This window comes from Streptomyces sp. NPDC033174 (genome assembly GCF_055577795.1).
In genome coordinates this window covers 23,892-50,076 of the sequence record NZ_JBVIPQ010000008.1, presented here as the reverse complement: position 1 = coordinate 50,076, position 26,185 = coordinate 23,892, and the positions used below count along the sequence as shown (strand labels likewise).

General features: G+C 70.7%; 30 protein-coding genes. 15 read left to right on the top strand and 15 right to left on the bottom strand.

All coding sequences use genetic code 11. The annotated features are described in order from the left end of the window. Window positions 1–36: 36 nt before the first annotated feature. From ccsB to hemL, 7 genes are all read right to left on the bottom strand, one after another. Window positions 37–1,116 carry a c-type cytochrome biogenesis protein CcsB gene (gene ccsB / locus ACZ5VC_RS24495; RefSeq protein WP_469122188.1) on the bottom strand — a complete coding sequence of 360 codons (1,080 nt, stop codon included), beginning with the start codon at window positions 1,114–1,116 and terminating at the stop codon, window positions 37–39. Continuing rightward, entirely contained in the window at window positions 1,113–2,846 is a 1,734-nt protein-coding gene (gene resB, locus ACZ5VC_RS24490) for a cytochrome c biogenesis protein ResB (RefSeq protein WP_469122187.1), read from the bottom strand. Before resB ends, ccsB begins: the two co-directional genes overlap by 4 nt. Before the next feature lie 4 nt (window positions 2,847–2,850). Next, window positions 2,851–3,588, bottom strand: coding sequence for a cytochrome c biogenesis CcdA family protein (locus ACZ5VC_RS24485; protein WP_469122186.1), 738 nt, complete (start codon window positions 3,586–3,588; stop codon window positions 2,851–2,853). Next, window positions 3,588–4,193 (bottom strand): TlpA family protein disulfide reductase, encoded by a 606-nt coding sequence (locus tag ACZ5VC_RS24480; RefSeq protein WP_469122185.1) that lies wholly within the window; start codon window positions 4,191–4,193, stop codon window positions 3,588–3,590. Before ACZ5VC_RS24480 ends, ACZ5VC_RS24485 begins: the two co-directional genes overlap by 1 nt. A 67-nt stretch (window positions 4,194–4,260) precedes the next feature. Then, window positions 4,261–5,514 (bottom strand): polysaccharide deacetylase family protein, encoded by a 1,254-nt coding sequence (locus ACZ5VC_RS24475; RefSeq protein WP_469122184.1) that lies wholly within the window; start codon window positions 5,512–5,514, stop codon window positions 4,261–4,263. A gap of 200 nt (window positions 5,515–5,714) precedes the next feature. Then, window positions 5,715–6,407, bottom strand: coding sequence for a histidine phosphatase family protein (locus tag ACZ5VC_RS24470; protein ID WP_469122183.1), 693 nt, complete (start codon window positions 6,405–6,407; stop codon window positions 5,715–5,717). Continuing rightward, window positions 6,404–7,711, bottom strand: coding sequence for a glutamate-1-semialdehyde 2,1-aminomutase (hemL, locus tag ACZ5VC_RS24465; protein WP_469122182.1), 1,308 nt, complete (start codon window positions 7,709–7,711; stop codon window positions 6,404–6,406). Before hemL ends, ACZ5VC_RS24470 begins: the two co-directional genes overlap by 4 nt. 255 nt (window positions 7,712–7,966) lie before the next feature. On the opposite strand from hemL, the gene ACZ5VC_RS24460 reads away from it, so the two are divergent. The 4 genes from ACZ5VC_RS24460 (at window position 7,967) to ACZ5VC_RS24445 (ending at window position 10,974) form a co-directional block, all read left to right on the top strand. Further along, a complete protein-coding gene (locus ACZ5VC_RS24460) occupies window positions 7,967–8,521 on the top strand; it encodes a hypothetical protein (RefSeq protein WP_468708588.1) in 555 nt (184 codons plus the stop codon). Window positions 8,522–8,743: 222 nt separating this feature from the next. Beyond that, window positions 8,744–9,163 (top strand): YciI family protein, encoded by a 420-nt coding sequence (locus ACZ5VC_RS24455; protein ID WP_469122181.1) that lies wholly within the window; start codon window positions 8,744–8,746, stop codon window positions 9,161–9,163. After that, a complete protein-coding gene (locus tag ACZ5VC_RS24450; protein ID WP_469122180.1) occupies window positions 9,153–10,460 on the top strand; it encodes an RNA polymerase sigma factor in 1,308 nt (435 codons plus the stop codon). Before ACZ5VC_RS24455 ends, ACZ5VC_RS24450 begins: the two co-directional genes overlap by 11 nt. A 115-nt stretch (window positions 10,461–10,575) precedes the next feature. After that, window positions 10,576–10,974 (top strand): MerR family transcriptional regulator, encoded by a 399-nt coding sequence (locus ACZ5VC_RS24445; protein ID WP_469122431.1) that lies wholly within the window; start codon window positions 10,576–10,578, stop codon window positions 10,972–10,974. 3 nt (window positions 10,975–10,977) lie between these two features. Here the strand turns inward: ACZ5VC_RS24445 and ACZ5VC_RS24440 are convergent, their stop codons facing one another. Beyond that, a complete protein-coding gene (locus ACZ5VC_RS24440; protein ID WP_469122179.1) occupies window positions 10,978–11,964 on the bottom strand; it encodes an ABC transporter substrate-binding protein in 987 nt (328 codons plus the stop codon). Window positions 11,965–12,165: 201 nt separating this feature from the next. Between ACZ5VC_RS24440 and ACZ5VC_RS24435 the strand changes: the two genes are divergently transcribed. Further along, a complete protein-coding gene (locus ACZ5VC_RS24435; protein WP_469122178.1) occupies window positions 12,166–12,465 on the top strand; it encodes a hypothetical protein in 300 nt (99 codons plus the stop codon). Between the two features lie 48 nt (window positions 12,466–12,513). On the opposite strand, the gene ACZ5VC_RS24430 is transcribed toward ACZ5VC_RS24435, so the two are convergent. After that, on the bottom strand, window positions 12,514–13,083 hold the full coding sequence (locus ACZ5VC_RS24430) for a TIGR03086 family metal-binding protein (protein WP_469122177.1): 570 nt from the start codon (window positions 13,081–13,083) through the stop codon (window positions 12,514–12,516). A 33-nt stretch (window positions 13,084–13,116) separates the two neighbouring features. Between ACZ5VC_RS24430 and ACZ5VC_RS24425 the strand changes: the two genes are divergently transcribed. Together ACZ5VC_RS24425 and ACZ5VC_RS24420 are read left to right on the top strand one after the other, a co-directional pair. Then, the gene (locus ACZ5VC_RS24425; RefSeq protein WP_469122176.1) at window positions 13,117–13,992 is read left to right on the top strand and encodes a DUF6597 domain-containing transcriptional factor; all 876 of its coding nucleotides are present in this window, start codon (window positions 13,117–13,119) and stop codon (window positions 13,990–13,992) included. A gap of 9 nt (window positions 13,993–14,001) precedes the next feature. Next, entirely contained in the window at window positions 14,002–14,427 is a 426-nt protein-coding gene (locus ACZ5VC_RS24420) for a GNAT family N-acetyltransferase (RefSeq protein ID WP_469122175.1), read from the top strand. On the opposite strand, the gene ACZ5VC_RS24415 is transcribed toward ACZ5VC_RS24420, so the two are convergent. After that, window positions 14,370–14,801 carry a GNAT family N-acetyltransferase gene (locus ACZ5VC_RS24415; RefSeq protein WP_468708600.1) on the bottom strand — a complete coding sequence of 144 codons (432 nt, stop codon included), beginning with the start codon at window positions 14,799–14,801 and terminating at the stop codon, window positions 14,370–14,372. The genes ACZ5VC_RS24420 and ACZ5VC_RS24415 overlap by 58 nt on opposite strands. Before the next feature lie 117 nt (window positions 14,802–14,918). Between ACZ5VC_RS24415 and ACZ5VC_RS24410 the strand changes: the two genes are divergently transcribed. Together ACZ5VC_RS24410 and ACZ5VC_RS24405 are read left to right on the top strand one after the other, a co-directional pair. Further along, window positions 14,919–15,770, top strand: a complete 852-nt coding sequence (locus ACZ5VC_RS24410; protein ID WP_469122174.1) for an NAD(P)H-binding protein — start codon at window positions 14,919–14,921, stop codon at window positions 15,768–15,770. 123 nt (window positions 15,771–15,893) lie between these two features. Further along, window positions 15,894–16,628, top strand: coding sequence for a Mut7-C RNAse domain-containing protein (locus ACZ5VC_RS24405; protein WP_469122173.1), 735 nt, complete (start codon window positions 15,894–15,896; stop codon window positions 16,626–16,628). 31 nt (window positions 16,629–16,659) lie between these two features. Here ACZ5VC_RS24405 and ACZ5VC_RS24400 read toward each other — a convergent pair whose 3' ends face one another. Both ACZ5VC_RS24400 and ACZ5VC_RS24395 read right to left on the bottom strand, forming a co-directional pair. Then, window positions 16,660–17,151: a MarR family winged helix-turn-helix transcriptional regulator gene (locus ACZ5VC_RS24400; protein ID WP_469122172.1), complete on the bottom strand. Its 492-nt coding sequence runs from the start codon at window positions 17,149–17,151 to the stop codon at window positions 16,660–16,662. A gap of 114 nt (window positions 17,152–17,265) precedes the next feature. Further along, window positions 17,266–17,829, bottom strand: a complete 564-nt coding sequence (locus ACZ5VC_RS24395) for a TetR/AcrR family transcriptional regulator (RefSeq protein WP_469122171.1) — start codon at window positions 17,827–17,829, stop codon at window positions 17,266–17,268. A 114-nt stretch (window positions 17,830–17,943) separates the two neighbouring features. On the opposite strand from ACZ5VC_RS24395, the gene ACZ5VC_RS24390 reads away from it, so the two are divergent. Then, the gene (locus ACZ5VC_RS24390) at window positions 17,944–19,449 is read left to right on the top strand and encodes an FAD-dependent monooxygenase (protein ID WP_469122170.1); all 1,506 of its coding nucleotides are present in this window, start codon (window positions 17,944–17,946) and stop codon (window positions 19,447–19,449) included. A gap of 50 nt (window positions 19,450–19,499) precedes the next feature. On the opposite strand, the gene ACZ5VC_RS24385 is transcribed toward ACZ5VC_RS24390, so the two are convergent. Further along, window positions 19,500–19,991 carry a hypothetical protein gene (locus ACZ5VC_RS24385; protein WP_469122169.1) on the bottom strand — a complete coding sequence of 164 codons (492 nt, stop codon included), beginning with the start codon at window positions 19,989–19,991 and terminating at the stop codon, window positions 19,500–19,502. Window positions 19,992–20,095: 104 nt separating this feature from the next. Here ACZ5VC_RS24385 and ACZ5VC_RS24380 point away from each other — a divergent pair, with 104 nt between their 5' ends. Further along, a complete protein-coding gene (locus ACZ5VC_RS24380) occupies window positions 20,096–20,431 on the top strand; it encodes a YnfA family protein (protein ID WP_469122168.1) in 336 nt (111 codons plus the stop codon). Between the two features lie 68 nt (window positions 20,432–20,499). Beyond that, window positions 20,500–21,264, top strand: coding sequence for an SDR family NAD(P)-dependent oxidoreductase (locus ACZ5VC_RS24375; protein WP_469122430.1), 765 nt, complete (start codon window positions 20,500–20,502; stop codon window positions 21,262–21,264). Window positions 21,265–21,348: 84 nt separating this feature from the next. Here ACZ5VC_RS24375 and ACZ5VC_RS24370 read toward each other — a convergent pair whose 3' ends face one another. Beyond that, on the bottom strand, window positions 21,349–22,542 hold the full coding sequence (locus ACZ5VC_RS24370; protein ID WP_469122167.1) for an RtcB family protein: 1,194 nt from the start codon (window positions 22,540–22,542) through the stop codon (window positions 21,349–21,351). A gap of 163 nt (window positions 22,543–22,705) precedes the next feature. On the opposite strand from ACZ5VC_RS24370, the gene ACZ5VC_RS24365 reads away from it, so the two are divergent. The 3 genes from ACZ5VC_RS24365 (at window position 22,706) to ACZ5VC_RS24355 (ending at window position 25,886) form a co-directional block, all read left to right on the top strand. Beyond that, on the top strand, window positions 22,706–23,596 hold the full coding sequence (locus ACZ5VC_RS24365) for a DUF3558 domain-containing protein (protein ID WP_469122166.1): 891 nt from the start codon (window positions 22,706–22,708) through the stop codon (window positions 23,594–23,596). Between the two features lie 134 nt (window positions 23,597–23,730). Further along, window positions 23,731–24,456 carry a DUF3558 domain-containing protein gene (locus ACZ5VC_RS24360; RefSeq protein ID WP_469122165.1) on the top strand — a complete coding sequence of 242 codons (726 nt, stop codon included), beginning with the start codon at window positions 23,731–23,733 and terminating at the stop codon, window positions 24,454–24,456. Between the two features lie 107 nt (window positions 24,457–24,563). Further along, window positions 24,564–25,886 carry a DUF2637 domain-containing protein gene (locus tag ACZ5VC_RS24355; RefSeq protein WP_469122164.1) on the top strand — a complete coding sequence of 441 codons (1,323 nt, stop codon included), beginning with the start codon at window positions 24,564–24,566 and terminating at the stop codon, window positions 25,884–25,886. 7 nt (window positions 25,887–25,893) lie between these two features. Here the strand turns inward: ACZ5VC_RS24355 and ACZ5VC_RS24350 are convergent, their stop codons facing one another. Beyond that, window positions 25,894–26,100, bottom strand: coding sequence for a hypothetical protein (locus tag ACZ5VC_RS24350; RefSeq protein ID WP_469122163.1), 207 nt, complete (start codon window positions 26,098–26,100; stop codon window positions 25,894–25,896). Between the last annotated feature and the right edge of the window lie 85 nt (window positions 26,101–26,185).

Here is a 26,185-nt window from a genome sequence, read left to right as displayed (position 1 = left end):
CGCCCGGCGCGAGCCAGGCGAACCGCGCCCGGGGAATCAGACGCCGGCGTAAGAGTGCTTGCTGTTCACGAAGATGTTCACGCCGTAATAGTTGAAGAGGAAGCAGGCGAAGGCGATCAGCGCGATGTACGCGGCCTTGCGGCCCTTCCAGCCGGCGGTCGCGCGGGCGTGCAGATACGCCGCGTAGCCGACCCACGTGATGAAGGACCAGACCTCCTTGGCGTCCCAGCCCCAGTAGCGGCCCCACGCGTCGCCCGCCCAGATCGCGCCCGCGATGATCGTGAAGGTCCACAGCGGGAAGACCGCCGCGTTGACCCGGTAGGAGAACTTGTCGAGGCTCGCCGCGGACGGCAGGCGCTCCAGGACGGAGCGGGCGAAGGAGCCCGGGTCGCCGCCGCCGGCGAGCTTGTTCTCGTAGGAGTCGCGGAAGAGGTACAGCAGCGTGGCGACCGCGCCGAGGTAGAAGACCGCGCCGCAGAAGATGGCTGTGGAGACATGGATCCACAGCCAGTACGAGTCCAGCGCCGGAACCAGCTGGTCGCTGTCGGTGTAGAGCCACGTGGTGGCCATGCCCAGGTCGAGCAGGACGGTGGTGACCAGCGGAAGCCCGATCCAGCGGACGTTCTTCTTCGCGACGAGGAAGCCGAGGTACGCGCCGGTCGCCACCGTGGAGAAGGTGATCGAGAACTCGTACATGTTGCCCCAGGGGGCGCGCTGCACCGAGACCGCGCGCGCCACCACGCCCGCGGCCTCGATCAGGAACGCGAGCGCGGTGAGCGAGACGGCGATACGGCCGTACAGATCGCCCTTCGCATCGCCGCCGGCGGCGCCGGGGCCGTCCGGCACGTCACGCGTGCCGGCGGCGGACCGGGTGACGACCCGCGGCCGGTCCAGGACGGTGGTCCCGCCCGCCTTCTTGACCTGGACCTTCACGGCGGGCCGGGTCGCGGCGGAGGCGGTCAGCGCGGCGGCCGTGCGGCCGACCTTGCTGCGGCTGCCGAGGACCCACTCGGCGATATGGGCCAGGAAGGCCAGCGTGTAAACGGCCATCGCGGAGTAGACGAGCACGTTGCTCATCTGCGCCAGGCTCTCGTTGGTCGCGGCGGCGAGCGTCACTTCTCAGCCCCTTCGGCTTCGGCGGGTCCTGCTGCGTGGTCCGGCGCGGTCGGCGCCCGGGTGGTGAGCGTGACCGCCAGATCGGCCAGCTCCTCGGGAAGCTTCGCGGACTCGCTGCGGCCGAGCCCCGCCATCTCGACGACGGTCGTGCCGTCCTCTTCCCGTACGGCCCGGACCCAGATCCTGCGCCGCTGGATGAACAGCGAGCCGGTGAGACCGGCGATCGCGGCGACGGCTCCCCCGAGGGCGAGCCCGTTGCCCGGCTGCTGGGAGATCTGGAAGCTGGCCCACTCCTTGATGTCCTTCTCGAAGGTGATCGAGCCGGCACCGTCGGGCAGGGTCATCGACTCACCGGGCAGCAGCCGCTGCGCCAGCTTGTTGCCGTTCCTGTCCGTGAACTGGGTCATCTCCTTCTTGTTCAGCTGGTACACGTTCTGCGGCAGGCCGGAGTCGACGCCCAGATCGCCCTTGTAGCCGGTGAGGGCCATGACCGGGAAGTCCAGCGCCGGGAACTGCGAGAACATGCTGCCCTTGCCGGCGCCCGCGAAGGTCGGCACGAAGAAGGCCTGGAACCCGAGCTGGGTCTTCTTGCCCGTCTTCGCGTCGCGGTAGCCGTCCATCACCTTGATCGCACCGGTCGAGGTGATGTTGTTGTCGATCGGCAGCAGCGGTACGGCTCCGCTGTAGACGACCTTGCCCTTGCCGTCCCTGACGGTGACGACCGGCGCGTATCCGTGGGCGATCAGATAGACCTTGGAGCCGCCGACCTTCAGCGGCTCGTTGACCCGGATGACGGCCTTCTTGTCGGCGCCGCCGTTCTCGGAGTAGGTCACGGCCGCCTCGAAGGTGCGGGGAGTGCCGCGCTGGGGGCCGTTCTTCTCGTACGTCCCGGTGAAGGTGTCCAGCTTGAAGCTGAACGGCTCCAGCTCGTCGCTGCTGAACAGCGACCCGGACTTGAAGTCGTCGTACTGCGTGAGCGTGTTGGAGAAGCCGTCGCCGCTTCCCTCGACGATCAGCTTGCCGCCCTCGGACTTGAAGAGCTGTCCGGTGGCGAACGCCACCAGCATCACGATCAGCGCGATGTGGAAGAGCAGGTTGCCCGCCTCGCGCAGATAGCCCTTCTCCGCGGCGACGGCGTCGCCGGCCGTGTGGGCACGGAAACGGCGGTCCTTCAGCAGCGCGAGCGCGGCCTCCCGGACCTGCTCCGGTTCGGCCTCGGTGCGCCAGGTCGTGTAGGCGGGCAGCCGGTCCAGCCGCTTGGGCGCGCCCGGCGGGCGGCCGCGGAGCTGGCCGACGAACTGCCAGCTGCGGGGCACGATGCAGCCGATGAGGGAGACGAACAGCAGGATGTAGATCGCGGAGAACCACACCGAGCTGTAGACGTCGAAGAGCTGGAGCTTGTCGTAGAGCGGCGACAGCGTCTCGTGGGCCTGCTTGAAGGTGCGTACCTTCACCTCGTCCGCGCTGTTCTGCGGGATGAGCGAGCCGGGGATCGACCCGAGGGACAGCAGGAAGAGAAGGATCAGGGCTACCCGCATGGAGGTCAGCTGCCGCCAGAACCAGCGGACCCAGCCGACGACACCGAGGGCGGGCCCGCCGATGACGGTCTCTTCCCTGGGGGCGGTGGAGAGCTGGGACCCGGCGGCGCCGAGCTCCCGCTGGTCGTTCTGCTCGTCCGGGCCGCCCGGGCCGCTCTGGTCGCTCTGGTTGGTCGTTTCGGTCGTGCCCATGGAACTAGATCCCCACCTGGAAGCCGTCGGTCCAGCCCTGCATCTGCTGGACGATGCCGTCCCACGCGCCCGTGAGCAGCAGCAGACCGGTCGCGATCATCATGCCGCCACCGATCCGCATGACCCAGGCGTAGTGCCGCTTGACCCATCCGAACGCGCCGAGCGCCTTGCGGAAGGCGACCGCGGCGAGGATGAACGGCACGCCGAGGCCGAGGCAGTACGCGACGGTCAGTATCGCCCCTCGGCCCGCGCTGGCCTCCTGCGCCGCGAGCGCGTTGACCGAGGCGAGCGTGGGACCGATGCAGGGCGTCCAGCCGATGCCGAAGAGCGCGCCGAGCACGGGCGCCCCGAGCAGTCCGGTCACCGGGCGCTTGTGGAAACGGAATTCCCGCTGGGTGAACCAGGGCATCAGGCCCAGGAAGAAGATCCCCATCACGATCATCAGCACACCGAGGACGGTGGTGAGGATCTCGCGATGCGCCTGGAGGGTCCAGCCGAAGTATCCGAAGAGCGCCCCGCCGGAGACGAACACGGCGGAGAAGCCGAGCACGAACAGCGCGGCGCCGGCGGTCATCCGGCCGCGCCGCGCCTCGGCGAGGTCGGTTCCGGTGACCCCGGTGACGTACGAGAGATAGCCCGGGACCAGTGGAAGGACGCAGGGCGAGAAGAAGGAGACGAGACCGCCGAGCAGGGCGAGGGGCAGAGCGAGCAGCAGCGCCCCGCTGAATACCGTCTGGTTCATCACTTCTCCGCGACCAGCGGGTCGATCATGGAGCGGAGCTTCTTGTCGTCCACGGCCATCAGCGCGCGCGCCGCGATCTTTCCGTCCTTGTCGAGAACGATCGTGGACGGAATGCCGGTCGGATTCAGGCTGCCCTTGGGGAAGCCATTGACGATCAGCTTTCCGGTCGGGTCGTACAGACTCGGATAGCCGAGGCCGTAATCCTCCTCGAACGCCAGGGCGGGCTGCTTGTTGGCGTCGCGGGTATTGATCCCGACGAACTCCACGCCCTGGGACTTGAGCTCCTTGGAGACCTTGGCGAAATGCTTCGCCTCGGCACGGCACGGCGGGCACCACGAGCCCCAGAGGTTCATGACGACGACCTTGCCCTTGAGGTCGGCGACATCGAGCTGCTTCCCGTCGAGGGTCGGTCCCGCCAGCTTCTTGGGGGCCACGCGCTCGCCCTTCGCGACCGTGTCGATACCGCCCGTACTGCTCACGAAGTTGGTGTCTCCGCCACCGCCGGACTTGCCGTTGGTGTCCGAGCTGCAGGCCGTCAGGGCAAGGGCGGCCGAGAGGGCTCCGACGGCCAGCAGGGTGCGTCGGGGGGCGCGGCTAAGGCTCATGTGAAAAGTTTCGCATGGCCGTCCCACGGATCTTGGGCGCCCCCCTCGGTGCCCGTAAAGACCCTTGTCAAGCCGTCTTAAAGAAAGAGTTCCAGCCGCCGGTCGGCGATTGACCGACATCGAGGGTGCGGAGCTTGTCGAGGACCTTCGGGTCCTGGACGTCCAGCCAGTCCACGAACTGTTTGAAGGAGACGAGGCGCACGTCCTTCTTGGCGGCCATGCCCTTCAGGGCCTCCTCGACGGCGTCCATGTAGATGCCGCCGTTCCACTGTTCGAAGTGGTTGCCTATGAAGAAGGGGGCGCGATTGGACTCGTACGCACGCGTGAATCCGGCGAGATACGCCTCGGTGGCCTGCTTGCGCCAGCCCGGATAACGCGACGGCATGCCCTTGGTCGAATTCTTCGACTGATTGGCGAGCATGTTGTAGTCCATCGAGAGCACCTCGAAGGAATGGCCGGGGAAGGGTACGGCCTGCAGGGGCAGGTCCCAGAGGCCCTGGCGCTTCTCGGGCCAGCGCTGGCGGCCGCCGGGGGAGCTGGCGTCGTAGCGCCAGCCGAGCTGCTTGGCGACGGGCAGCAGCTTGTCCTGCCCGAGGAGACAGGGGGTGCGGCCGCCGACGAGCTCCTTGCGGTAGTCGAAGGGCAGCGGGTCGAGGTCGGTCCAGCCGCTGTGGGTCTTCCACTCGGTGACGAACTTCACCGCCTGGTCGATCTCGCTGCGCCAGTCCGCGGAGGACCAGTTGCCGACGGATCCGGAGCCGCCGCAGAAGTGGCCGTTGAAGTGCGTGCCGATCTCGTGTCCGTCGAGCCATGCCTGACGGATGTTCTTCAGCGTCTCCTTGATGTGGTCGTCGGTGAGGTAGCCGATGTCGGAGGCGCCGATGCCGTTGTTCGGCGGGCGGTAGAGGGACTTCTTCGACTCGGGGAGGAGGTAGATCCCGGAGAGGAAGAAGGTCATCGCCGCGTCGTGGTCCTTGGCGAGCTCGAGGAAGCGCGGGAAGAGGCCGTTGCCGACCTCGCCGGCGCCGTCCCAGGAGAAGATCACGAACTGCGGCGGCGTCTGGCCGGGTTCGAGCGGGACCGGCCGCTCGGGCTGGTGGGGCTGCTTTCCGGTGTCGGAGGTGGAACCGTCACCGATGAGGCGGCCCTCTTGCTTACTGGGGGAGGCACTTGACCGACCATCTTGTCCGGTCTGTCCGTCTTCGCCCTGACCTGACCGTCCTGGCGAGCCCGGGCCCTCCGTACCGCATCCGGCGATTCCGATCGCGGCCGCGGCCCCAACTCCCGCTCCGAGCAATCCCCTTCGGCTGATCCCGCGCATATCGTCCCCATCCGCGCTCGCGTATTACCGGATAAGTAATTCAAACCGGCAATGAGTGAGATGCAGGAACGAAGGCGGAGGTTCCGGAAATTAGCACAAATTTTCAGGGGCGGCCGTATGACGTCTCGTCAACCAGCCGCCCCCGCAGTGTGCCCAGGGCCTCGGGCGTTGAACCTCGGGCGCCGGATCCCGGCGCCGGGTCAGGCGCCGAAGGCCTTCGACTTCCCCTTCACCGGCTTCGCGCCGGCGAGCAGATGCGCCGGGACCAGATCGCGGGCCGGCTCGCTGTAGCCGACCGAGACGATCTTGTCGCCCTGGTAGGTGAAGGTGGTCAGCGAGGCGAGCGTGCACTGCCGGCGGCGCGGGTCGTGCCACAGCCGGCGCCGCTCCACGAAGCTGCGCACGATCCAGATCGGCAGCTGATGGCTGACGCAGACCGCCTCGTGCCCTCGCGCCGCGTCCTTCGCCGCATCCAGTGCGCCCATCATCCGGACGACCTGCTCGACGTACGGCTCACCCCAGGACGGCTGGAACGGATTGGTGAGGTGCTTCCAGTTGCCCGGCTTGCGCAGCGCGCCGTCGCCCACGCCGAAGGTCTTGCCCTCGAAGACGTTGGCGGCCTCGATCAGCCGCTCGTCGGTGTCGAGCGTCAGCCCGTGCGTCTTGGCGATGGGCGCCGCCGTCTCCTGGGCACGCTCCAGCGGAGACGCCACGACATGCGTGATGTCCCGCCCGGCCAGATGCTCGGCGACCCGGTCGGCCATCTGCCGGCCCAGCTCGGACAGGTGGTACCCGGCCCGGCGGCCGTAGAGGACGCCGTCGGGGTTGTGCACCTCGCCGTGGCGCAGGAGGTGGACGACGGTGAAGTCGTCACCACTGTTCTCGGGGCTCATGCGGTCGCCTCCGCCGCGGCGCGGGCGGCGGCGGGCAGCGCGGCGGCGATCCGCTCGACCGCCTGCGCGTCATGGGCCGTGGAGACGAACCAGGACTCGAAGGCCGACGGCGGCAGGTAGACGCCCTGCGCCAGCATCGAGTGGAAGAACGCGGTGAAGCGGAAGGACTCCTGCCGCTTGGCGTCCTCGTAGTTCACGACCTCGTCCGGCGTGAAGAAGACCGAGAACATGTTGCTCGCCGTCTGGAGCCGGTGGGCGACGCCCTCCTTGGTGAGCGCGCCGGTGACCAGGCCCTGGATCTCCTCGGAGACCGCGTCGACCTTCGCGTACGCGGCGTCGTCGAGCAGCCGCAGCTGGGCGAGGCCGGCGGCGGTGGCGATCGGGTTACCGGAGAGCGTGCCCGCCTGGTAGACCGGACCGGCCGGGGCGAGGTGCGCCATGACATCGGCGCGGCCACCGAAGGCCGCCGCCGGGAAGCCGCCGCCCATGACCTTGCCGAAGGTCATCAGGTCGGGCTTCACCCCGTCCACGCCGTACCAGCCCGCCTTCGAGGTACGGAAACCGGTCATGACCTCGTCGGAGATGTACAGCGCGCCGTTCTCGGCACAGATCTCCTTGAGACCGGCGTTGAAGCCGTCCTTCGGCGGGACGACACCCATGTTGCCGGGCGAGGCCTCGGTGATCACACAGGCGATCTCACCGGGGTGCGCGGCGAACGCGGCGCGCACCGCCTCGAGGTCGTTGTACGGCAGCACGACCGTGTCACCGGCCTGCGCGCCGGTGACCCCGGGCGTGTCCGGCAGCGCGAAGGTCGCGAGACCCGAGCCGGCCGCGGCCAGCAGCGCGTCCACGTGCCCGTGGTAGCAGCCGGCGAACTTGACGACCTTCGCCCGGCCGGTGAAACCGCGGGCCAGCCGGATCGCCGACATGGTCGCCTCGGTGCCGGACGACACCAGTCGCACCTGCTCGACGGGCTCGATCCGGGCGACGATCTCCTCGGCGAGCTCGACCTCGCCCACCCCCGGCGTACCGAAGGAGGTGCCCCGCACAACCGCGTCCTGGACCGCCGCGATCACCTCGGGGTGAGAATGGCCGAGGATCATCGGCCCCCACGAGCAGACGAGGTCGACATAGTCACGCCCGTCCGCGTCGGTGAGATACGGACCGGTACCGGACACCATGAACCGGGGCGTACCGCCCACGGCCCGGAAGGCGCGCACCGGAGAGTTCACGCCGCCGGGCGTCACGAGGGACGCGCGGTCGAAAAGCGTCTGTGAGACTGGGGCTTCGTATGAATACGGCACTTTGGTCCTGACCTGCGAGTACGGAGAGACGGCTGACGTTCGACGGCGTGGGCCCCCGGGATCACGACGGATTGTTGCCCCTCCGCGTCTGCGAAACTGGGGCGTCATAGGGAAAGCTCACGAATCCATGGTGTCAGAGGCCAGGACGTTCTTGCGGACAGGTGTTTCACCGCACGAGCGTGGGGGAGGTCACTGTCACGATGATCGGGTTGCGCGGCGGGGGCTGTGTTGCCTAAAAACCAGTCGGGTGGAGATATGCATCGCGGTGGCGGACTGGGCGAGGGGACCGACGATCTGGGTCCCGAGCCTGCCCGGCGGGGGAAGCACCGGCGACACGAACGGGACGAACCCACGGGAAGCAGGAGTGGCCGAGTGGGGGTGACCTACAAGTACTTCGGCGCACCCGACGGCGCGACGGCCGCCCGCGTGCCCATTTCCATGCGCCCGGAGGAGCTCGGCGGCGACGAACTCGGCATGGGTGGCATGTTCACCAAGATCAAGCCGGAGACGATAGCCGCGATGGTCCTCACCGGTATCCAGGGCATGCCCCTGCACAAGGTGCCCCCGCTGGAGCTCGTGGTCCTGCATCCCGACTACGCCGTGGTGAAGCTGCCCATGACCGTGGTCGACCCGCTGCGCGGCATCGGCGAGGAGTCGGTGGGCGCGGCGGCCTTCATCTGGTCGACGGTCCCCGACCGCGGCGGCCCGCGCGACGCGTTCAACGTCTACCAGCTGCTCCACGAGTGGCAGGACTTCTCTGTCCGCCTCCACGAGGCGGGACACCAGCCGTACTGCCTGGTCTGGCCCTGACCCGGGCCGGCACGCTCACGCGGTGATCCGGGCCGTGCCCGCCCGCACGGCACGACCCGCCGCCGACGCGCCCACACGGCGCTTCCGGGGCCCCTTCCGGGAAAATGGTCATGGTATTTCCTCCGAGGCGTGTCGAGAACGCGCCATCGGCTCCGACGTCCCCTGTGAGAGCCGCCCCCGTCGCCCACAAGGGGCCAGGGCGCATCCAGAAGGAGCGAGACCATGAAGTACCTGGTGATGGTGCAGGGCACGCAGGCGGACTACGACGCGATGAACGGCAAGCCGTCCGCGCACAGCCCCGCCTGGAGCGAGAAGGACCTGCAGACGATGTTCGCCTTCATGAACCAGGTCAACGACGACCTCGCCGAGTCCGGTGAGCTCGTCGATGCCCAGGGGCTCGTGGAACCGGCGCGGACCCGGCTGGTGACGGCGGACGCCGACGGCCGTCCGGTGATCACGGACGGGCCGTACGGGGAGACCAAGGAGCTGCTGGCCGGCTACTGGGTCCTCGACTGCGAGAGCCTGGACCGGGTCACCGAGATCGCGGCGCGGGTCGCACAGTGCCCCGTCCCCGAGGGCGTCACGGACTACCCGGTGGTCATCCGGCCGATCCAGGACGGCGGCGGAGGCGATGTCGTCTGACAGCGACCGGGTCGTGGACCTGCTGCGCCGGCACGCGCCGCAGGTCCTCGGCGCGCTGGTGCGCCGGTACGGTCACTTCGACCCGGCCGAGGACGCCGTCCAGGAGGCCCTCATCGCCGCCGCCGAGCAGTGGCCCCGGACCGGCGTCCCGGACAATCCGCGCGGCTGGCTCATCAAGGTCGCCTCGCGCCGGCTGGCCGACCAGCTGCGCGCCGACGAGGCCCGGCGCCGCCGTGAGGAGACCGCCGCGCAGCTCCAGCCGCGTCACGCCTTCACCGCGCCCCCGCCGGATGAGAGCCGCGCCCCGGCCGACGACGACACCCTCACCCTGCTCTTCCTCTGCTGCCACCCCGAGCTGACCCCGCCCGCCCAGGTGGCGCTCACCCTGCGTGCGGTCGGCGGTCTGACCACGGCCGAGATCGCCCGGGCCCATCTGGTCCCCGAAGCGACCATGGCGCAGCGCATCAGCCGCGCGAAGGCGAAGGTCAAAGGCGCCCCTTTCCGCCAGCCGGCGCCCGAGGACCGCGATCAGCGGCTGGCCGTCGTCCTCCAGGTCCTGTACCTGATCTTCAACGAGGGCTACACAGCGACCTCCGGCAGCTCGCTGCACCGCGCCGACCTTGCCCGCGAGGCGATCCGGCTGACCCGCGCCGTGCGCCGCCTGCTGCCGACGGAGGGCGCGGTGACCGGGCTGCTGGCGCTGATGCTGCTCACCGACGCCCGCAGCGCGGCGCGCACGGGACCGGGCGGCGAGCTGATCCCGCTCGACGAACAGGACCGCGCCCGCTGGGACCGGCGCGCCATCGCCGAGGGCACCACCCTGGTCGAGGAGGCCCTGTCCGAGGGCCCGGCCGGCGCGTACCAGCTCCAGGCCGCCATCGCCGCCCTGCACGACGAGGCGAAGCGTCCCGAGGACACCGACTGGCCCCAGATCCTCGCCCTTTACGACCTGCTGGTGACCCGTGCGCCCGAGCCGATGGCCGAGCTCGGCCGGGCGGTGGCCGTCGCCATGGTGCACGGACCCCGGGCGGGCCTCGACGAGGTCGCGCGCCTCGAGGACCGGCTGGCGGGCCACCACCGCCTGGACGCCGTACGCGCGCATCTGCTGGAGAAGGCGGGAGACGCCCCGGGCGCGCGCGACGCCTACCGGCGGGCGGCGGGGCACACGCTGAGCCTGCCCGAGGCGCGGTATCTGCGGAGTCGGGCGGCCCGGCTCGCCCGACCGGCCCGGCATGACCCCGGGACCGACCCCGCAGCCGACCGCCAAGCCGCCCGCGAGAGAGGGCGTGGCGCGTGACGGCGTGGGCGGGGGCGTTGGGCATCATGACCGTACGGACATAGACATAAGGGATGTACGTACGAAAAGAGGGTCGGTTGCTGTGATCATCGAGCACACGCAGGTCTCCGAGCACATGCAGATCGGCGAGGTCGCCGCACGGACCGCGCTGTCGCTTCGCACCATCCGCCAGTACGAGGACAGCGGCCTGGTCATCCCCTCGGCCCGCACCCAGGGCGGATTCCGGCTCTACACGGAGACCGATGTCGTCCGGCTGAAGGTGATCCACCGCCTCAAGCCGCTCGGTTTCACGCTCGACGAGACACGCGAGCTGCTGGCCGCCACGGACCGGCTCGACTCCGGCGAGAAGCTGGAGCCGGGCGAGCGGCAGGCACTTCTCGCCCGGATCGAGGGCTTCGAGCGGGCCGCCGCGCGCCGGGTCGCGGACCTTCGCACGCAGCTGGCCCGGGCCGAGGAGCTGGCGAACGCCCTCCGCGCTCGCCTCCTCGGCCCGGCCGGTCACTTCAGGGGCTGAAGGTCAGGCGATGTCCCCCAGGCCGTCCAGGGCCTGAGCCACGGCGCGGAAGAAGCGCCCGTACGCGGCGGGGCTCGGCGGAGTCTCCGGGTTCCACGGCTCCACGCGCGCGCGGGCGGCGAGGGCGCTCCAGGCCGGGTACGCGGCCGACGCGGCGGGCTGCACGGCGTTGGCGCGGCTGTCGACGAGCACCAGGTCGGGGCGGAGTTCGGCGACCCGTTCCCAGTCGGCGGTCAGCCAGTTCGCCCCGGCGCCGGGCCCGGGCTCGATGAGCGGAACACCCAGCGCCAGCAGATGCGCCAGCTCGGGCCAGGCCCCGGGGCGGGCGATGTGGACCTGGTCGGGCCCGGCGCCGGAGAGGGCGAGGACCCGGAGAGACGGCGTTCCCGCGGGATCCGCTGCCGGGGAGGGGTCGCCCGGCGCGGGTGCCTCGGTCATCGCCGTGCGCGCCCCGCGTACTGCCTCCGCCGCCGCCGTACGCACCGCCTGCTCCGCCGCCGCGAAGTCACGGTCCGCGGGCAGGGTCGCGGCGCCCGTACCGCCGAGCCCTCCGGCCGGCCCCCCACCCAGCGCGACGCTCAGCTCCGCGAAACGCCCCAGGATCGCCCCCAGGGACAGCTCGCTGCCGACCGAGAGGGCCAGCAGCGGGACACCGAGCCGGTCCGCGACCGCCTCATCCATGGCGTACGCGCTCTTCCCGTCGTAGGTCACCTCCACGACGAGGTCGGGCCGCACCGCCCGCAGCGCCTCGTCGTCCAGCGTCCTGCCCGGCCCGAGGTACGCAACCCCGGCGTCGCCGAGCGCACCCGCCTTGACCGGGTCGAGCGCGTCCCCGTCGTGCCCCGATCCGTACACCGCGACCGGCGGTATTCCGGCGTCCTGGAGCGCCGCCCCGGCGCGTATGTAGGCCACCACGCGTTCCGGCCTGCGCGGCAGCCGTAAGACCGCGCCTCTGTCGTCGGTGAATTCCCATGCCCCCGCGTTCGTCACGCGCTGCTCCCTCCCGGCGGGACCTCTCCTTTTCGGACACCTTGAGGGGGATCACCGGACCGCACAAGGGCGCAGGCGTGCGCCCCCCGGCGAACCCGCACCGCCCCCCGGCCCCGGATTTTGGTCAGCGCTTCCCCCTGCCGCGAGCCCCGGAGCGTGGTGTTAACTGGCCGAGTCGGGAGGAAGCAGCAGGAATCGCCCATGCCGCTGTACGGCCTCTGGCAGGGCCCGTGCCGCAGCGGCCGTCGTGCCCCGGAGACCGCCATGTCCGACCACTTCACCGACCCCCGTGTCGTCGCTCTCTGTCTGCTCGGCCTGTCGGCCGTCGCCTGGCTGGCGCTGAGTGCCCGTGGCCGGCGCGCGGCCGGCCGGGCGGGCGCCGTTCCGCTGGGGCGCGTGTGGCATCCGCAGGAGACGGTGACCCTCACACCCGCCGAGGAACAGGCGTTCCGGCAGGTCGTGGCGCACGTCAGGCTCCGCTCCGAGGGCCGCAGCCGCTGACGGGCCGGCCGCGGGCGGCGGGACCTCCACCCGGCCGGTCCACTCGGCTCAGCCGGCCCACACGCGCGGATCGCGCCCCGTCAGGGCCAGCAGCCGGTCGAACGCCGACGCCCCCTCCGGCAGCGTCACCGCGTCCCCGAACACGTCCATCTGGCGCGCCATGGGCGCCATCGCCTCCACCGCCGCGTACAGCCCGTCCACCACCTCGAAGTCGGGCTCGAAGTGCTGCCCGGTGGCCTTGGCCAGGTCCCACGCGTGCACGGTCAGGTCCAGCAGCACCATCGAGGCGACCGTCCGGGCCGGCATGTCCATCGAACCCGTGGTGCCCTCCTCGGCCCCCGGCCGCGCCCACGCCTCCACCAGCTTCCGCACCTCCTCCTCGAAGGCCTTCGGCCAGTCGCCGTGGAGACGGTCGGGGGTGTCGCCGTAAGGGGACTGCTCCTTCGCCGCGAGCGCCTGGAAGTGCACGACCACCTCGAAGAGGTGGTTCACCAGCTCCCGTACGTCGTAGGCCGAGCACGGGGTCGGGGAGGGGAACTGGGTGTCCCGGATGCCGCGCACGACGGGCACGGCGTGCGCGGCCGCCTTCTCGAGGAGTTCACTGATGCGGTACGTCATACGGCGAAGGTACGAGGGAAGGTCCACCCGGTCTTGAACAAACACGACACCGGATCCGGTCCGCGCCGCGACACCCGGGGCATCGTCGACGCCGCCGAGCTCTTCGCCCGCGTCCGCTTCCGCCGCCATGAACCGGCGCCCGCGCTGCGGCCGTATCTGGAGCACTACTGGCTCATCGACTGGGACCTGACCGAGCCGTACGCCAGTCATGTCGTGCCGCACCCGTCCGTCAACGTGGTCTTCCAGCGGTACGACGACGAGGGGTCCGTGCACGCGTCCGCCGAGGTCTCCGGCATCGGCCTGGAGCTGTTCACGCAGAAGCTGTCGGGTGTGGGCCGGGTGTGCGGGGTGCAGTTCCGGCCCGGGGGCTTCCTTCCGTTCGCACCGGACCGGCCGGTCTCGGAGTGGACCGGCCGGAGGGTCCCGCTCGCGGAGGCCTTCCCGGCCGCCGCGTCCCCCGAGGCCGTGGAAGCGGTCCTCACGCCCGGGACGGAGCATGCGCGCGTGACGGCCCTCGACGCCTTCCTGCTGTCCCTCGAACCCCGGCCGGACCCCCAGGCGGACCGCGCGATGGCCCTCGTCGACCTGGCGCGCACGGACCGCTCGGTCCGCCGGGTCTCCGAACTCGCCCGCGCCGAAGGGGTGTCGGTGCGCTCGCTCCAGCGGCTCTTCGCCACCTATGTGGGCGTCGGACCGAAGTGGGTCATCCTCCGTTACCGCATCCACGAGGCCCTGGAGCGCGCCGAGAACGAAGCCCACGGCCCGGAGGAGCACCGTCCCCGCGCCGTGGACTGGGCGCGGCTCGCGACCGAGCTCGGATACAGCGACCAGGCCCATCTCGTACGGGACTTCACGGCGACGGTGGGGGTGCCGCCGACGGCGTATGCCACTGTCGGACCCCCCACCTAGAGTGCGGCCATGGAGATCACCGTGTCGCCCGTACGGATCGAGCCGTGGTCGGACGAGGACTTCGAGCTGCTCCGCGCCCTGAACGCACCGGAGTTGATGGGCCATCTCGGCGGCCCCGAGACGGAGGAGAAGCTGGCCGACCGGCACCGAAGATACGTGAATTTGAGCGCGGACCGGGCGGGCACGGGCCGGATGTACCGCGTGGTGCTGCTCCCGGAGGAGGCCGTGGTCGGCAGCATCGGGTTCTGGGAGCAGACCCTGGACGGGGAGCAGGTCTACGAGACGGGGTGGGCCGTGCTGGCCGGGTTCCAGGGGAGGGGCGTCGCGACGGCGGCGCCGGGGACCTGGGTTGAGGGAAGGGCCCGGGGCGACGCGCCTCAGCCGAGGGTCTTGTCGAAGTTGAACGCCACGATGTCGAACCGCTCCCGCAGATAGAAGCGGTGCGCACTGGTCCGGTGCGTGCCGGAGTCCAGGTTGAGGCAGTGGCAGCCGGCCGCGCGGGCGCGCCCCTCCAGATGGGCCAGGAGGTGGTGGCCGACGCCGGTGGAGCGGGCGTGCTCGGCGGTCACCAGGTCGTCGACGTAGAGCTTGCGGATCTGGCTGGTGTTGTCGACGATCCGCCAGCCCGCCGCGCCCACGCACGCACCGTCGTCCGCGTAGGCGGCGGTGAAGCGCAGGCCCTGCGCGTACCCCTTCTCGTAGATGTCGCGGAACAGGTCCTCGGTCAGATGGGGACGCAGCTCGCGCAGAACCGGCAGCAGGTCGTCGTTCAGACGGGCGTCGCCGGGCTCAAGGTCGATGATCTTCATGCCGGGCACGCTATCCCTCTCTCAAAAGGAGTTGACGGGAGGGCCGGTCTCTTACATATTTATCTGCGTGACGCAGATTCTGCATCTTGCACTCGATTCTGAAGGGACCACCACCCCATGACTGTTCTCGTGACCGGAAGCCGCGGCCGCGTCGGCTCCGCCCTCATCCAGCTGCTCCACGACGCGCGGATCGACGTACGGGCCGCCTCCAAGAGCCCCGAGGACCTCACTCCTCCGCCCGGCGTCCCGACCGTTCGCTGCGATCTCGGCGACCCGACCACCTTCGCGGCTGCCCTCGACGGCATCGACTCCGTCTTCCTGTACGCCGAGGCCTCGCACATCGACGCGTTCATCGACGCCGCGCAGTCCGCCGGTGTCGCGCACGTCGCGCTGCTCTCCTCCAGCTCGGTCCTCTCCCCCGGCGCCGCCGACAACCCGATCGCCGCACCGCACCTCGCCGCCGAGCGCGCGCTCGAGGCGGCCGCCGCCCGTGGCGCCTTCGACGTCACCCACCTCCAGCCCGGCGCCTTCGCGGGCAATGCCCGCCCCTGGGCGTGGTCGGTCAAGGCCACGGGGTCGGTCGACCTTCCGTACCCCCACTCCTACGGCGACCCGATCCACGAGACCGACCTCGCCGAGGCCGCCTTCGCGGTCCTGACCGACGCGCGTCTGCGCGGCTCGTCGTACCTGCTCACGGGCCCCGAAGCGCTGACCTTCACGGAGCAGATCGCGATCCTGGAGAAGGCCTCGGGGCGTGAGATCACCGTCAACGCCGTGACGCCGGCGGAGTGGAAGGCCTCGGTCGCGCAGTACATACCGGACGCGTTCGCGGACGCGCTGCTCGACTACTGGGCCAGCCACGACGGCAAGCCCGCGCCGCTCACCCGCACCGTCGAGGAACTGACCGGCCACCCTGCCCGCACGTTCGCCGACTGGGCCGCCGCGCACGCGGACCTCTTCCGCGCCTGACCCACCCGCTCCTCACGCATCCCCCTTCTCACGTATCTCCGGCGCTTCGCGCCCCCTTTCCCCCTCCCGGCCCGGCATCGAAATACCTGGCTGACGCGGCACCGGCGATGACATGCTGGCCGGGTGAACGGACCGGAGATCCACATCAGCTTCGCCCCGGGCCTGCGCCTCTTCGTGCCCCCGGACCGCCGCGAGGGGCGCACGGTTCTGACGACCGACGGGGCGTCGACGCTCGGCCATGTCGTCGAATCCCTCGGCGTTCCGCTCACGGAGGCCGGCCGGATCCTGGTGGACGGCCGCCCCGCCCCGGTCTCGCACATCCCCGCCGCCGGGGAGATCGTCGAGGTGCGGGGCATCGAGCGCCCGCAGCCGGTCCCCGGCGCCCCGCTCCGCTTCCTGCTCGATGTCCATCTGGGCACGCTGGCCAGGCGGTTGCGCCTGCTCGGCGTCGACGCGGCGTACGAGAGCGAGGACCTGGGCGACCCGGCGCTGGCCGCCCTCTCGGCCAAGGAGCGCCGGGTGATGCTCTCCCGGGACCGCGGGCTGCTGCGCCGCCGCGAACTGTGGGCCGGGGCGTATGTGTACAGCGACCGGCCCGAGGACCAACTCCGTGACGTCCTCGAACGCTTCGCGCCCCCTCTGGCTCCCTGGACCCGCTGCACCGCCTGCAACGGCGAGCTGACCGACGCCGACAAGGACTCGGTGCGGGGCATGCTGGAGCACGGCACGGAGCGCACGTACGACGTGTTCGCGCAGTGCACCGCCTGCGAGCGCGTCTACTGGCGGGGCGCGCACCACGCCCGCCTGGAGGCGATCGTCGACAGCGCCCTGCGCGAATTCGGCGGCGCGCCGGCCTGACGGGAGCGGCCGGGCGCACCGGCGCCGGGCGTCACCCCTCGCCGAGGTCCCCCTGTCGCAGCCGGTCGATCTGGGCGGCGCTCAGCTCCACCGTCCGCCGCATGTGCGTGGTGAGCAGCGCGATCTCCTCGTCGGTGTACGAGTCGAACATCGCCGCCCAGTCCTGCCGCAGCGCGCCCCAGACCTCGCCCAGCCGTTCCATCCGCTCGGGCACCGTCGCGACGAGGACCTTGCGCCGGTCCTCCGTGTCGCGCTGTCGGGTGACGTACCCGGCCCGCTCCAGCCGGTCGACGAGACGGGTCGCCGACCCGGTGGTGAGCCCTGTGAGCTCGGCGATGCGGCCGGTGGTGACCGGCGCGGCCTCCAGGCTCAGCAGGTTGAGGCACTGCACGTCGGTGGGGTGCAGCCGCAGATGGTCGGCGACGGCCTGGTTGAACAGCGCGTACGCGGCCATGTAGCGGCGCGACTCCCCGATCAGCTCACCCATCAGCCGACCGCGCGTGGAGGAATTCTTCTGCGTCATGCAGATATTGTAGGGACAACTGACGGTGAGGGGCGTACGGGCGACGCCGGAATCTCTGGGGCCGTTGGGCACGGGCGGTGGGCGGCGCCCGGACCGTCGGGCGCGGGCGGCGGGCTAGGGCTGGTCGGCAGTGAGATAACGCTGCACGGTGGGCGCCAGCCAGGCGACCACTTCCTCACGGGTCATCTCGGCGGCGGGCGGCAGGCACAGCACATAGCGGGCGAGCGCCATGCCGAGGATTTGAGAGGCGGCCAGGGCGGCCCGCCGGGGGGCCTCGGCCGGATCGGGGCAGACGCCCGCCGCTATCGGGCCCAGCTGAGTCCTGAAGATCTCCCGTACGCGCTCCGCCCCGGCGGTGTTCGTGACGGCGACGCGCAACAGAGCGGTGAGCACCTCGTCCGACTCCCACCGGTCGAGGAAGTGGGAGACGAGGACGGCGCCGATGTGCTTCGCAGGCAGCGCGCCGACCTCGGGAAGCCGTAGGTCGAACGCTGACGCGGCGGCGAACAGCCCCTCCTTGTTGCCGTAGTAGCGCATCACCATCGAGGGGTCGATACCGGCGTCCCGGGCGATGGCCCGGATGGTGGCGCGCTCATAGCCGTCCGAGGCGAACCGCTCGCGGGCGGCTTCGAGGATCGCGGCCCGGGTGGCGTCCGAACGGCGAGGGGCTGTCGTCATGCCAACAACTGTAGGCCAACAACCGTTGACACGCCACGACGGCCGGCTCTACATTTGCCTACAAGCGTTGGCCCACAAGCGTTGACATCAACCGTTGGCCTCAGGGAGGCAGTCATGAGCGGCAAGCCGAACGACACCGTCCCCACTCCGAACCCCGCGCCCGGCCCCACGGACGTCGACGTCCTCGTCGTGGGCGCGGGCCCCACCGGAATGCTGCTCGCCGGCGATCTCGCCGCCGCGGGCCTCAGGGTCACGGTCGTCGAGCGCCGGGCTCACGAGACGAGCAACATGACGCGGGCCTTCGCCGTCCATGCCCGGACGCTGGAGCTGCTCGACGCCCGGGGCCTCGCCGACGAGCTGATCAAGAAGGGCAAGCCCCTCACGCGACTGCGCCTCTTCCACTCCCTGTCGTTCGACCTGTCGCGCCTTCCCTCCCGCTTCCCGTACCTCCTGATCACCCCGCAGTACGAGATCGAGCACCTGCTGGAGCGCCGGGCCCTTTCGGCGGGCGTGGACTTCCGGTACGGAACGGAACTGCGGGGCCTGCGCCAGGAGGCCGACACGGTCACCGCCGAACTGACCGGCCCCTCAGGCTCCGCTCCCACAGGCGCCGACGGCACGCCCCGCACAGTCACCGCCCGCTACCTCGTCGGCGCCGACGGCGTCCGAAGCGCCGTGCGCCGGTCACTCGGCCTGCCCTTCCCGGGCGCCTCGGTGATCCGTTCCATCGTTCTCGCCGACGTCAAGCTGACCGAGGCGCCCGAGGAAGTGCTCACGGCCAACGGAGTGGGCGACGCCTTCGCCTTCATCGCCCCCTTCGGCGACGGCTGGTACCGCGTCATGGGCTGGAACCGCGACCGCCAGGTCGCCGACAGCGAGCCCGTCGACCTCGACGAGCTGCGCGAGATCACCCGCCGCGCGCTCGGCACGGACCACGGCATGCACGACGCCCGCTGGATCTCCCGCTTCCACAGCGACGAACGCCAGGTCACGAGCTACAGGTCGGGCCGTGTCTTCCTCGCCGGGGACGCCGCCCACGTCCACTCCCCCGCCGGTGGCCAGGGCATGAACACCGGCCTCCAGGACGCGGCGAACCTCTCCTGGAAACTCACTGCCGTCCTGCGCGGCGACAGGGCCGCCGCCCCCGACCCCGAGGCGCTCCTCGACAGCTACGACTCCGAGCGGCACCCGGTGGGCGCGATGGTGCTGCGCACCAGTGGCGGCATGCTCCGCCTCGCCATGGCGCGCACCCCGCTCCAGCGCGCCGCCCGCTCTCTGGCGGCCCGCTTCCTCACCAGCGTGCGGCCGGCGTCCGCCAAGGCCCTGGGCATGGTCAGCGGGATCGGCATCGCGTACGGCGCAGGGCGCGGCGTCCACCGCCTCACCGGACGGCGCGCGCCGGACGTCCGGCTGACACAGGGCCGGCTCTACGAACTACTGCGCGAAGGCGAGTTCGTCCTGATCACCCCGCAGAGCGCGACCGGGTCGCACGACACCCCGGACACCCCGCTTCCCCCGGCCGTCCCGGAACACGCGGTACGCGCCCACTGGGCGAACCCGGACCGCAGGACCTCGCTGCTCGTACGGCCCGACGGATACGTGGCATGGGCGGGCCGATGACCCTCGGCGTCCAGAAACCCGACCGGACGACCAAGCGGTCGGAAGAGCGGTCAGAAGACATACGGGTCGCCCGTCGCGGGAACCAGCACCCGGTGCTCGTTGTTCTGCGGGTTCCGGTCGGTCGCGCCGCCGTTCCAGAGGGTTCCGACCTTCACGGTCACCTCGTTCGGAGAGCCGGTGACCTTCAGATCGAGAGCGGTCTCCTGCCGGGCGCCGTCCGCCTTCAGCGCGCCCGTCGCACAGAGCACCACACGGTCACCGGCCCACAGACACCCCGGCGGCAACTCCTGCGCCGCCGCCGGCGGATAGGAGAACTCCAGACGCACGGTCGCCTGCGAAATGCTCGACGGGCCGTGGTTCTCGCTCACCAGCCAGACCCCGAGCCTCCCGCCCCACAGTGAGAGATGCCCGTGGTGCGCCACGTCCGCCTCCGGAGCGATCACGTCACGGGTGCCGGCACCCGCGCCCGTACCCGCTCCCGCACCCACCACCGTCGCCACCGCGAGCGACACCACCACCAGGGCATTGCGCATGACACTCATGAGGGGAAGATACCCACCGATACCCGGTTCGCCCGCTATATCCTGATTATCCGTCAGCACGGCGCGCCGCCCCCCACGCCTGCCGTCCGTGCCACCCTGGCGTCATGCTCGTCGCCCGCTCCGCCGCTCTCTTCGTCCTCGCCGCACTCTTCGAGATCGGGGGCGCCTGGCTCGTCTGGCAGGGGGTCCGTGAGCATCGCGGCTGGATCTGGATCGGCGCCGGAGTCGTCGCCCTCGGGGCGTACGGTTTTGTCGCCACCCTTCAGCCCGACGCCGACTTCGGCCGGATCCTCGCCGCGTACGGCGGCGTCTTCGTCGCCGGATCCCTCGCCTGGGGCATGATCGCCGACGGATACCGCCCGGACCGCTGGGACGTCACCGGTGCGCTGATCTGCCTGGCCGGCATGGCGGTGATCATGTACGCCCCGCGCGCCCGATGATCCCCCGGCGCGCCTATCCTGACCCCATCTTCGATCACATGCTCGATCACACGCGCGAGGAGCACGTCATGACTGCCGCCGGGTCCCGGATCGCCGTCGTCACCGGAGCGAGCAGCGGCATCGGCGCCGCCACGGCCCGGCAACTCGCCGCCGCCGGCTACCGCGTGGTGCTGACCGCCCGCCGCAAGGACCGCATCGAGGCCCTGGCCGCGGAGATCAACGAGGCCGGCCACCAGGCCACCGCGTACGCTCTCGACGTCACCGACCGCGAGGCCGTCCAGACCTTCGCCACCGCGTTCAGCACCATCAGCGTCCTCGTCAACAACGCGGGCGGCGCCCTGGGCGCCGACCCCGTGGCCACCGGCGACCCCGACGACTGGCGCCAGATGTACGAGGTCAACGTCATCGGCACCCTCAACATCACCCAGGCCCTGCTCCCCGCCCTCACCGCGAGCGGCGACGGCACCGTGGTCGTCCTCTCCTCCACCGCGGGCCACTCCACCTACGAAGGCGGAGCCGGCTACGTCGCCGCCAAGAACGGCGCCCGGGTCATCGCCGAAACCCTCCGCCTGGAGATCGTCGGCACCCCGGTCCGCGTGATCGAGATCGCCCCCGGCATGGTCAAGACCGACGAGTTCGCGACCACCCGCTTCCGCGGCGACACCGAGAAGGCGGCCAAGGTCTACGCCGGCGTCCCCGAGCCGCTGACCGCCGACGACGTGGCCGACACGATCACCTGGGCGGTCACCCGCCCCGCCCACGTCAACATCGACCTCCTGGTGGTCCGCCCCCGCGCCCAGGCCTCCAACACCAAGGTCCACCGCGAGCTGTAGGGAACGCGCACGGAGCGAGGGCCCGGACCGTCCCCCGGCCCGGGCCCTCGCCCGCTCCTCCCACTCACCCGCGCGTTTTGGGCCTCAGCCCTTCACGCAGATGACCTGCTTCAGCTTCGCCACGACCTCCACCAGGTCCCGCTGCTGGTCGATGACCTTCTCGATCGGCTTGTAGGCGCCCGGGATCTCGTCCACGACACCGGAGTCCTTACGGCACTCCACACCCCGTGTCTGCTCCTCCAGGTCCCGCGTCGAGAACGTCCGCTTCGCCGCGGACCGGCTCATCTTCCGGCCGGCGCCGTGCGAGGCGGAGTTGAAGGACTTCGCGTTGCCAAGGCCCTTCACGATGTACGAGCCGGTGCCCATCGAGCCCGGGATGATCCCGAAGTCGCCGGACCCGGCGCGGATCGCTCCCTTACGGGTCACCAGCAGGTCCATGCCGTCGTACCGCTCCTCCGCCACGTAGTTGTGGTGGCAGGAGATGACCTGGCCGAAGGTCACCTTCGCCTTCTTGAACTCCCGGCGAATCACATCCTGAGAGAGCGCCATCATGATCGCCCGGTTGTACTTGGCGTACTCCTGCGCCCAGAAGAGATCGTTCCGGTACGCCGCCATCTGCGGCGTGTCCGCGATGAAGACGGCCAGGTCACGGTCGACGAGCCCCTGGTTGTGCGGCAGCTTCTGGGCCTGTCCGATGTGGAAGTCGGCCAGCTCCTTGCCGATGTTCCTGGATCCGGAGTGCAGCATGATCCACACCGCATCATCGGAATCGAGGCACAGCTCCCAGAAGTGATTTCCGCTGCCCAGCGTCCCCATCTGCTTCGTGGCGCGGTCCTGGCGGAACTGGACCGCATCCGCCACCCCCTCGAACCGCCCCCAGAAGTCGTCCCACCCCGACGCCGGGAATCCGTGCAGCCGCCCCGGGTCCACCGCCTCGTCGTGCATCCCCCGGCCCACCGGGATCGCCTGCTCGATCTTCGACCGGAGCCGCGACAGGTCCCCCGGCAGGTCGTTCGCGGTCAGTGAGGTCTTCACCGCCGACATACCGCAGCCGATGTCCACCCCGACCGCCGCCGGGCAGACCGCCCCGTGCATCGCGATCACCGAGCCGACCGTCGCGCCCTTGCCGTAATGCACGTCCGGCATCACGGCCAGGCCCTTGATCCACGGCAGCGTGGAGACGTTCCGCAGCTGCTGCATCGCACCGCCCTCGACCGTGGAGGGGTCGGCCCACATGCGGATGGGCACGTTCGCACCCGGTACCTCTACGTACGACATACTTCCTCGATTCCCCCGAAAAGCCGGATAACGCAAAAACCGGCGCCAAGGCCCGTATAGGTGATGAGGGACCGGCATCGACGGCAGTGCGTGCGATACACATTGTGTCCACCGGCCGCCATCGGGCGGCAAACAGTTTTTGGGCAGAAGGGAGCCTGGGACCGTGCAGCGAAAGGCGTACGTACCCGGCCTGGCGGCGCTCGTGGCGGCGTTCGCCGCCGGCGTCACCGGCTGCACCGCCGGCGGCGGTACCGACGGTTCCACCGTCGACGCGAAGGCCGGCCCCGCCACCTCCGCGGTGCCGCCGGGCAAGTACCGCACTCTTTTCGAGCCCTGCGGATCCGTACAGCTCGCCACGCTCAAGGACCTGCTGCCCGGCGGCGCCGAGCTGCCGGAGGACCAGCAGGAGCGCGTGTACCAGGGCTCGGCCGCCGTCACGTACGACACCGACCGCCGTGTCGGCTGCACCTGGAAGACCGACTCGGCGGAGGCGACCCACGAGCTGACGCTCGACTTCGAGCGGGTCGTCTCGTACGACACCGCCGTGAGTGACGACTCCCGGGCGCAGGAGGTCTACGCCCGCAAGCAGGTCGCGGCCGCCCTGCCCGCCCCGGTGAACACCACGACCAGCACGCCCAGCGCGCCCACTGCGCCCAGCACCTCCAGCACCGCCACCCCGTCCGGCAGGCCCGGCGCGACCGCCCCGAGCGCACCGGCGGGCAAGCCGTCCACGGGCGCCTCGTCGGGAGCGCCGTCGGGAACGCCGTCCGGCCCCGGGTCGAGCCCGGGGTCGAGCACCGGCTCCCCCTCCGGTCTGGAGCCGCGCGTACTGGAGGGTCTCGGCGACGCGGCGTTCCTGAACGACGTGCTGACGGGGGCCGGCACAGCCGCCCAGCAGCGCACCGTGAGCGTGGTCTTCCGCACATCCAATGTGATCGTGACGATCCAGTACGCGGAGCAGCCGGCGGGGGTGGCCGTGGTGCCCGACAGCAAGGAACTGCAGGAAAAGGCGCAGGGGCTGGCGCAGAAGCTGGCCGAGCGCTTCAACGAGTAGGCCCGTCGTGCGAGGCCCCCGGGCGCCCGGGCCGGAGGCGGCCGGCGCCCCTTGCCGCGTACCGTGTCGGCGTACCGTGACCGGACGGACCGTACGCCGTGTGACCGAGCACCCGAGTGATGACTGAAGGAACCATGCACCGATCAGCCCCGCGTCTCACCCGCATACTCGCCTGCGCCGCCGTCCCGGTGATGCTCGTCGTCGCCGGCTGCTCGTCGGACTCCGACGGCAAGGACACCACGGCGAAGGACCCGTCGGGTTCGTCGTCGTCCGCCCTGGGCGGCAAGGAGTCGAAGCCGGCCGTCGCGCCGGCGAAGTACTCCAAGCTGCCGGTTCCGTGCAAGGCGATCGTCGCGAAGTCGATCGACGAGCTGGTACCGAAGGCGAAGACGAAGGCCGGTACGCCGGGCAAGTCCAGCGACACCGCCAACCGCGGCGGCTGCTCGTGGAACGGCCTGGACGACAAGGGTCTGAAGGGCTCGCAGTACCGCTGGCTCGATGTCTCCTTCTTCCGCTACGGCTCCGACGAGGTTCTCGGGAGCGGGGAGAAGCGCGCCAAGGACGGCGCCGCCAAGGAGACCGCCAAGGTCCAGGCGACGGAGGGCGCGAAGCACGTCGTCACGAAGCCCGCCACCGGCATCGGCAGCGAGGCGAGCTCCATCGCGTACTCCCTGCGCAAGACCGGTGAGGACTTCTCGCACGCGACGATCGTGGCGCGTACGGAGAACGTGGTCATCGTGGTCGACTACAACGGCACGGGCTTCGGGGGCGCCGGGGCGCCCGGCGAGAAGGCGATGATGGACGGCGCGACGAAGGCCGCGAAGGAAGCGGTGGCCGCGGTCGCCGCCGCCAACAAGTAGCAGTACACAGCGGGCATATGCGGAGTCCGGCCCTCCCCCGGGGGCCGGGCTCCGTACGCATGTGCCACGCTGTGCGCGCCGGATGGTGACTACGGGAGGGAACGAGGGTGGCCGCGACGCAGCTGACACGCACGCACCGGATCTTGATCGGTGTCGTGGTCGCGGGGGCGTTGGTGATCGCCGCGATCGGTTTCGCGGGGTCGTACTCGGCCGTGCGCGCGCTCGCGGTGCAGAAGGGCTTCGGCGACTTCTCGCTCGTCTTCCCGATCGGTATCGACGCCGGTATCTGTGTGCTGCTGGCCCTGGACCTGCTGCTGACGTGGATGCGGATACCGTTTCCGCTGCTGCGTCAGACGGCCTGGCTGCTGACGGCGGCGACGATCGCGTTCAACGGCGCGGCCGCCTGGCCCGACCCGCTCGGGGTCGGGATGCACGCCGTGATCCCGGTCCTCTTCGTGGTCTCGGTGGAGGCGGCCCGGCACGCGGTCGGGCGGATCGCCGACATCACGGCCGACAAGCACATGGAGGGCGTGCGGCTGACGCGATGGCTGCTCTCTCCGGTGCCCACGTTCAAGCTGTGGCGACGGATGAAGCTGTGGGAGATCCGCAGCTATGAAGAGGTCATCAAGCTGGAGCAGGACCGGCTGATCTACCAGGCGCGGTTGCAGGCCCGTTTCGGGCGGGCGTGGCGGCGCAAGGCGCCGGTCGAGTCGCTGATGCCGCTGCGGCTGGCGCGGTACGGGGTGCCGCTCGCCGACACGGCGGCGGCGGGCCTCGCGGCGGCGGGCATCGAGCCCATGCTGCTTCCGCCGGACCCGACGCGCCAGACGGTCCAGCCGGCCGAGGTGGAGGCCCCGGCGCACGCGCGTGCGCCTGAGCTGCCCCGGGGCCCTCAGGCGCATCCCCAGAACCACCCGCAGCAGAACCAGGAGCACCAGGAGTCGTTCCCCGGCTGGCACGAGGAGCCTCCCGCCGATCACTACCCGGAGCCGGAGTCCGACCAGCACCCCAGTCCCTGGTTCGACGCCCCCCGGCTCCCGCAGGCGGCGTACGAGGGGTCCTACGACCCCGCTTACGTGGAGGGTCTGGAGCCCACCCCCGTGATGGTTCCCCAGGGGCCGGACGGTGTTCCCGTCCCCGGCCCCCGCGCCGAGTCCCCGCTGCCGGAGCAGCCCGCCGAGCAGCAGGAACAGCAGTACGAGCAGCAGTACGAGGGGCCGGACGCCGACGAGTTCTCCGAGCTCGCCTACCCGGTCTACCGGGCGTACGTCGACGAGAACGGCGTGTTCCCCAGCAATGAGCAGCTCGACATAATCCTCACGGACGTGCACGGCATCCGGCACCCGCTGAGCGCGACCCTGCTGCGGCGTCTGACGCCCGTGTTCCGGCACAAGTACCAGGCGGAGCTCGAGGAGAACCACATCGCCTGAGGCGGGCTCAGGCCCTGGCGCGGTGCTTGGCCGTCTCGCCGTAGATCGCGAGGGCCGCGCCCGCGACGGCCAGGGTGAGATAGACGGGCGTGGGGACGTCCCACCACTTCTGGAGGAGCCCCCAGGGACCGTCCCCGAAGATCCGTCCTGCGGGGCCGAGCGCGCCCTGGATTCCGACGAGCCAGCCCAGGGCCGCGATGAGTTCGTTCTTCATGCCTCCACGGTCTCCCGCGAGGCCGCTCGTTTCGTCATGCGCACGTCGGAATGCCCGGTAGTCCGAAGGATGCAGTCCGCAGGGC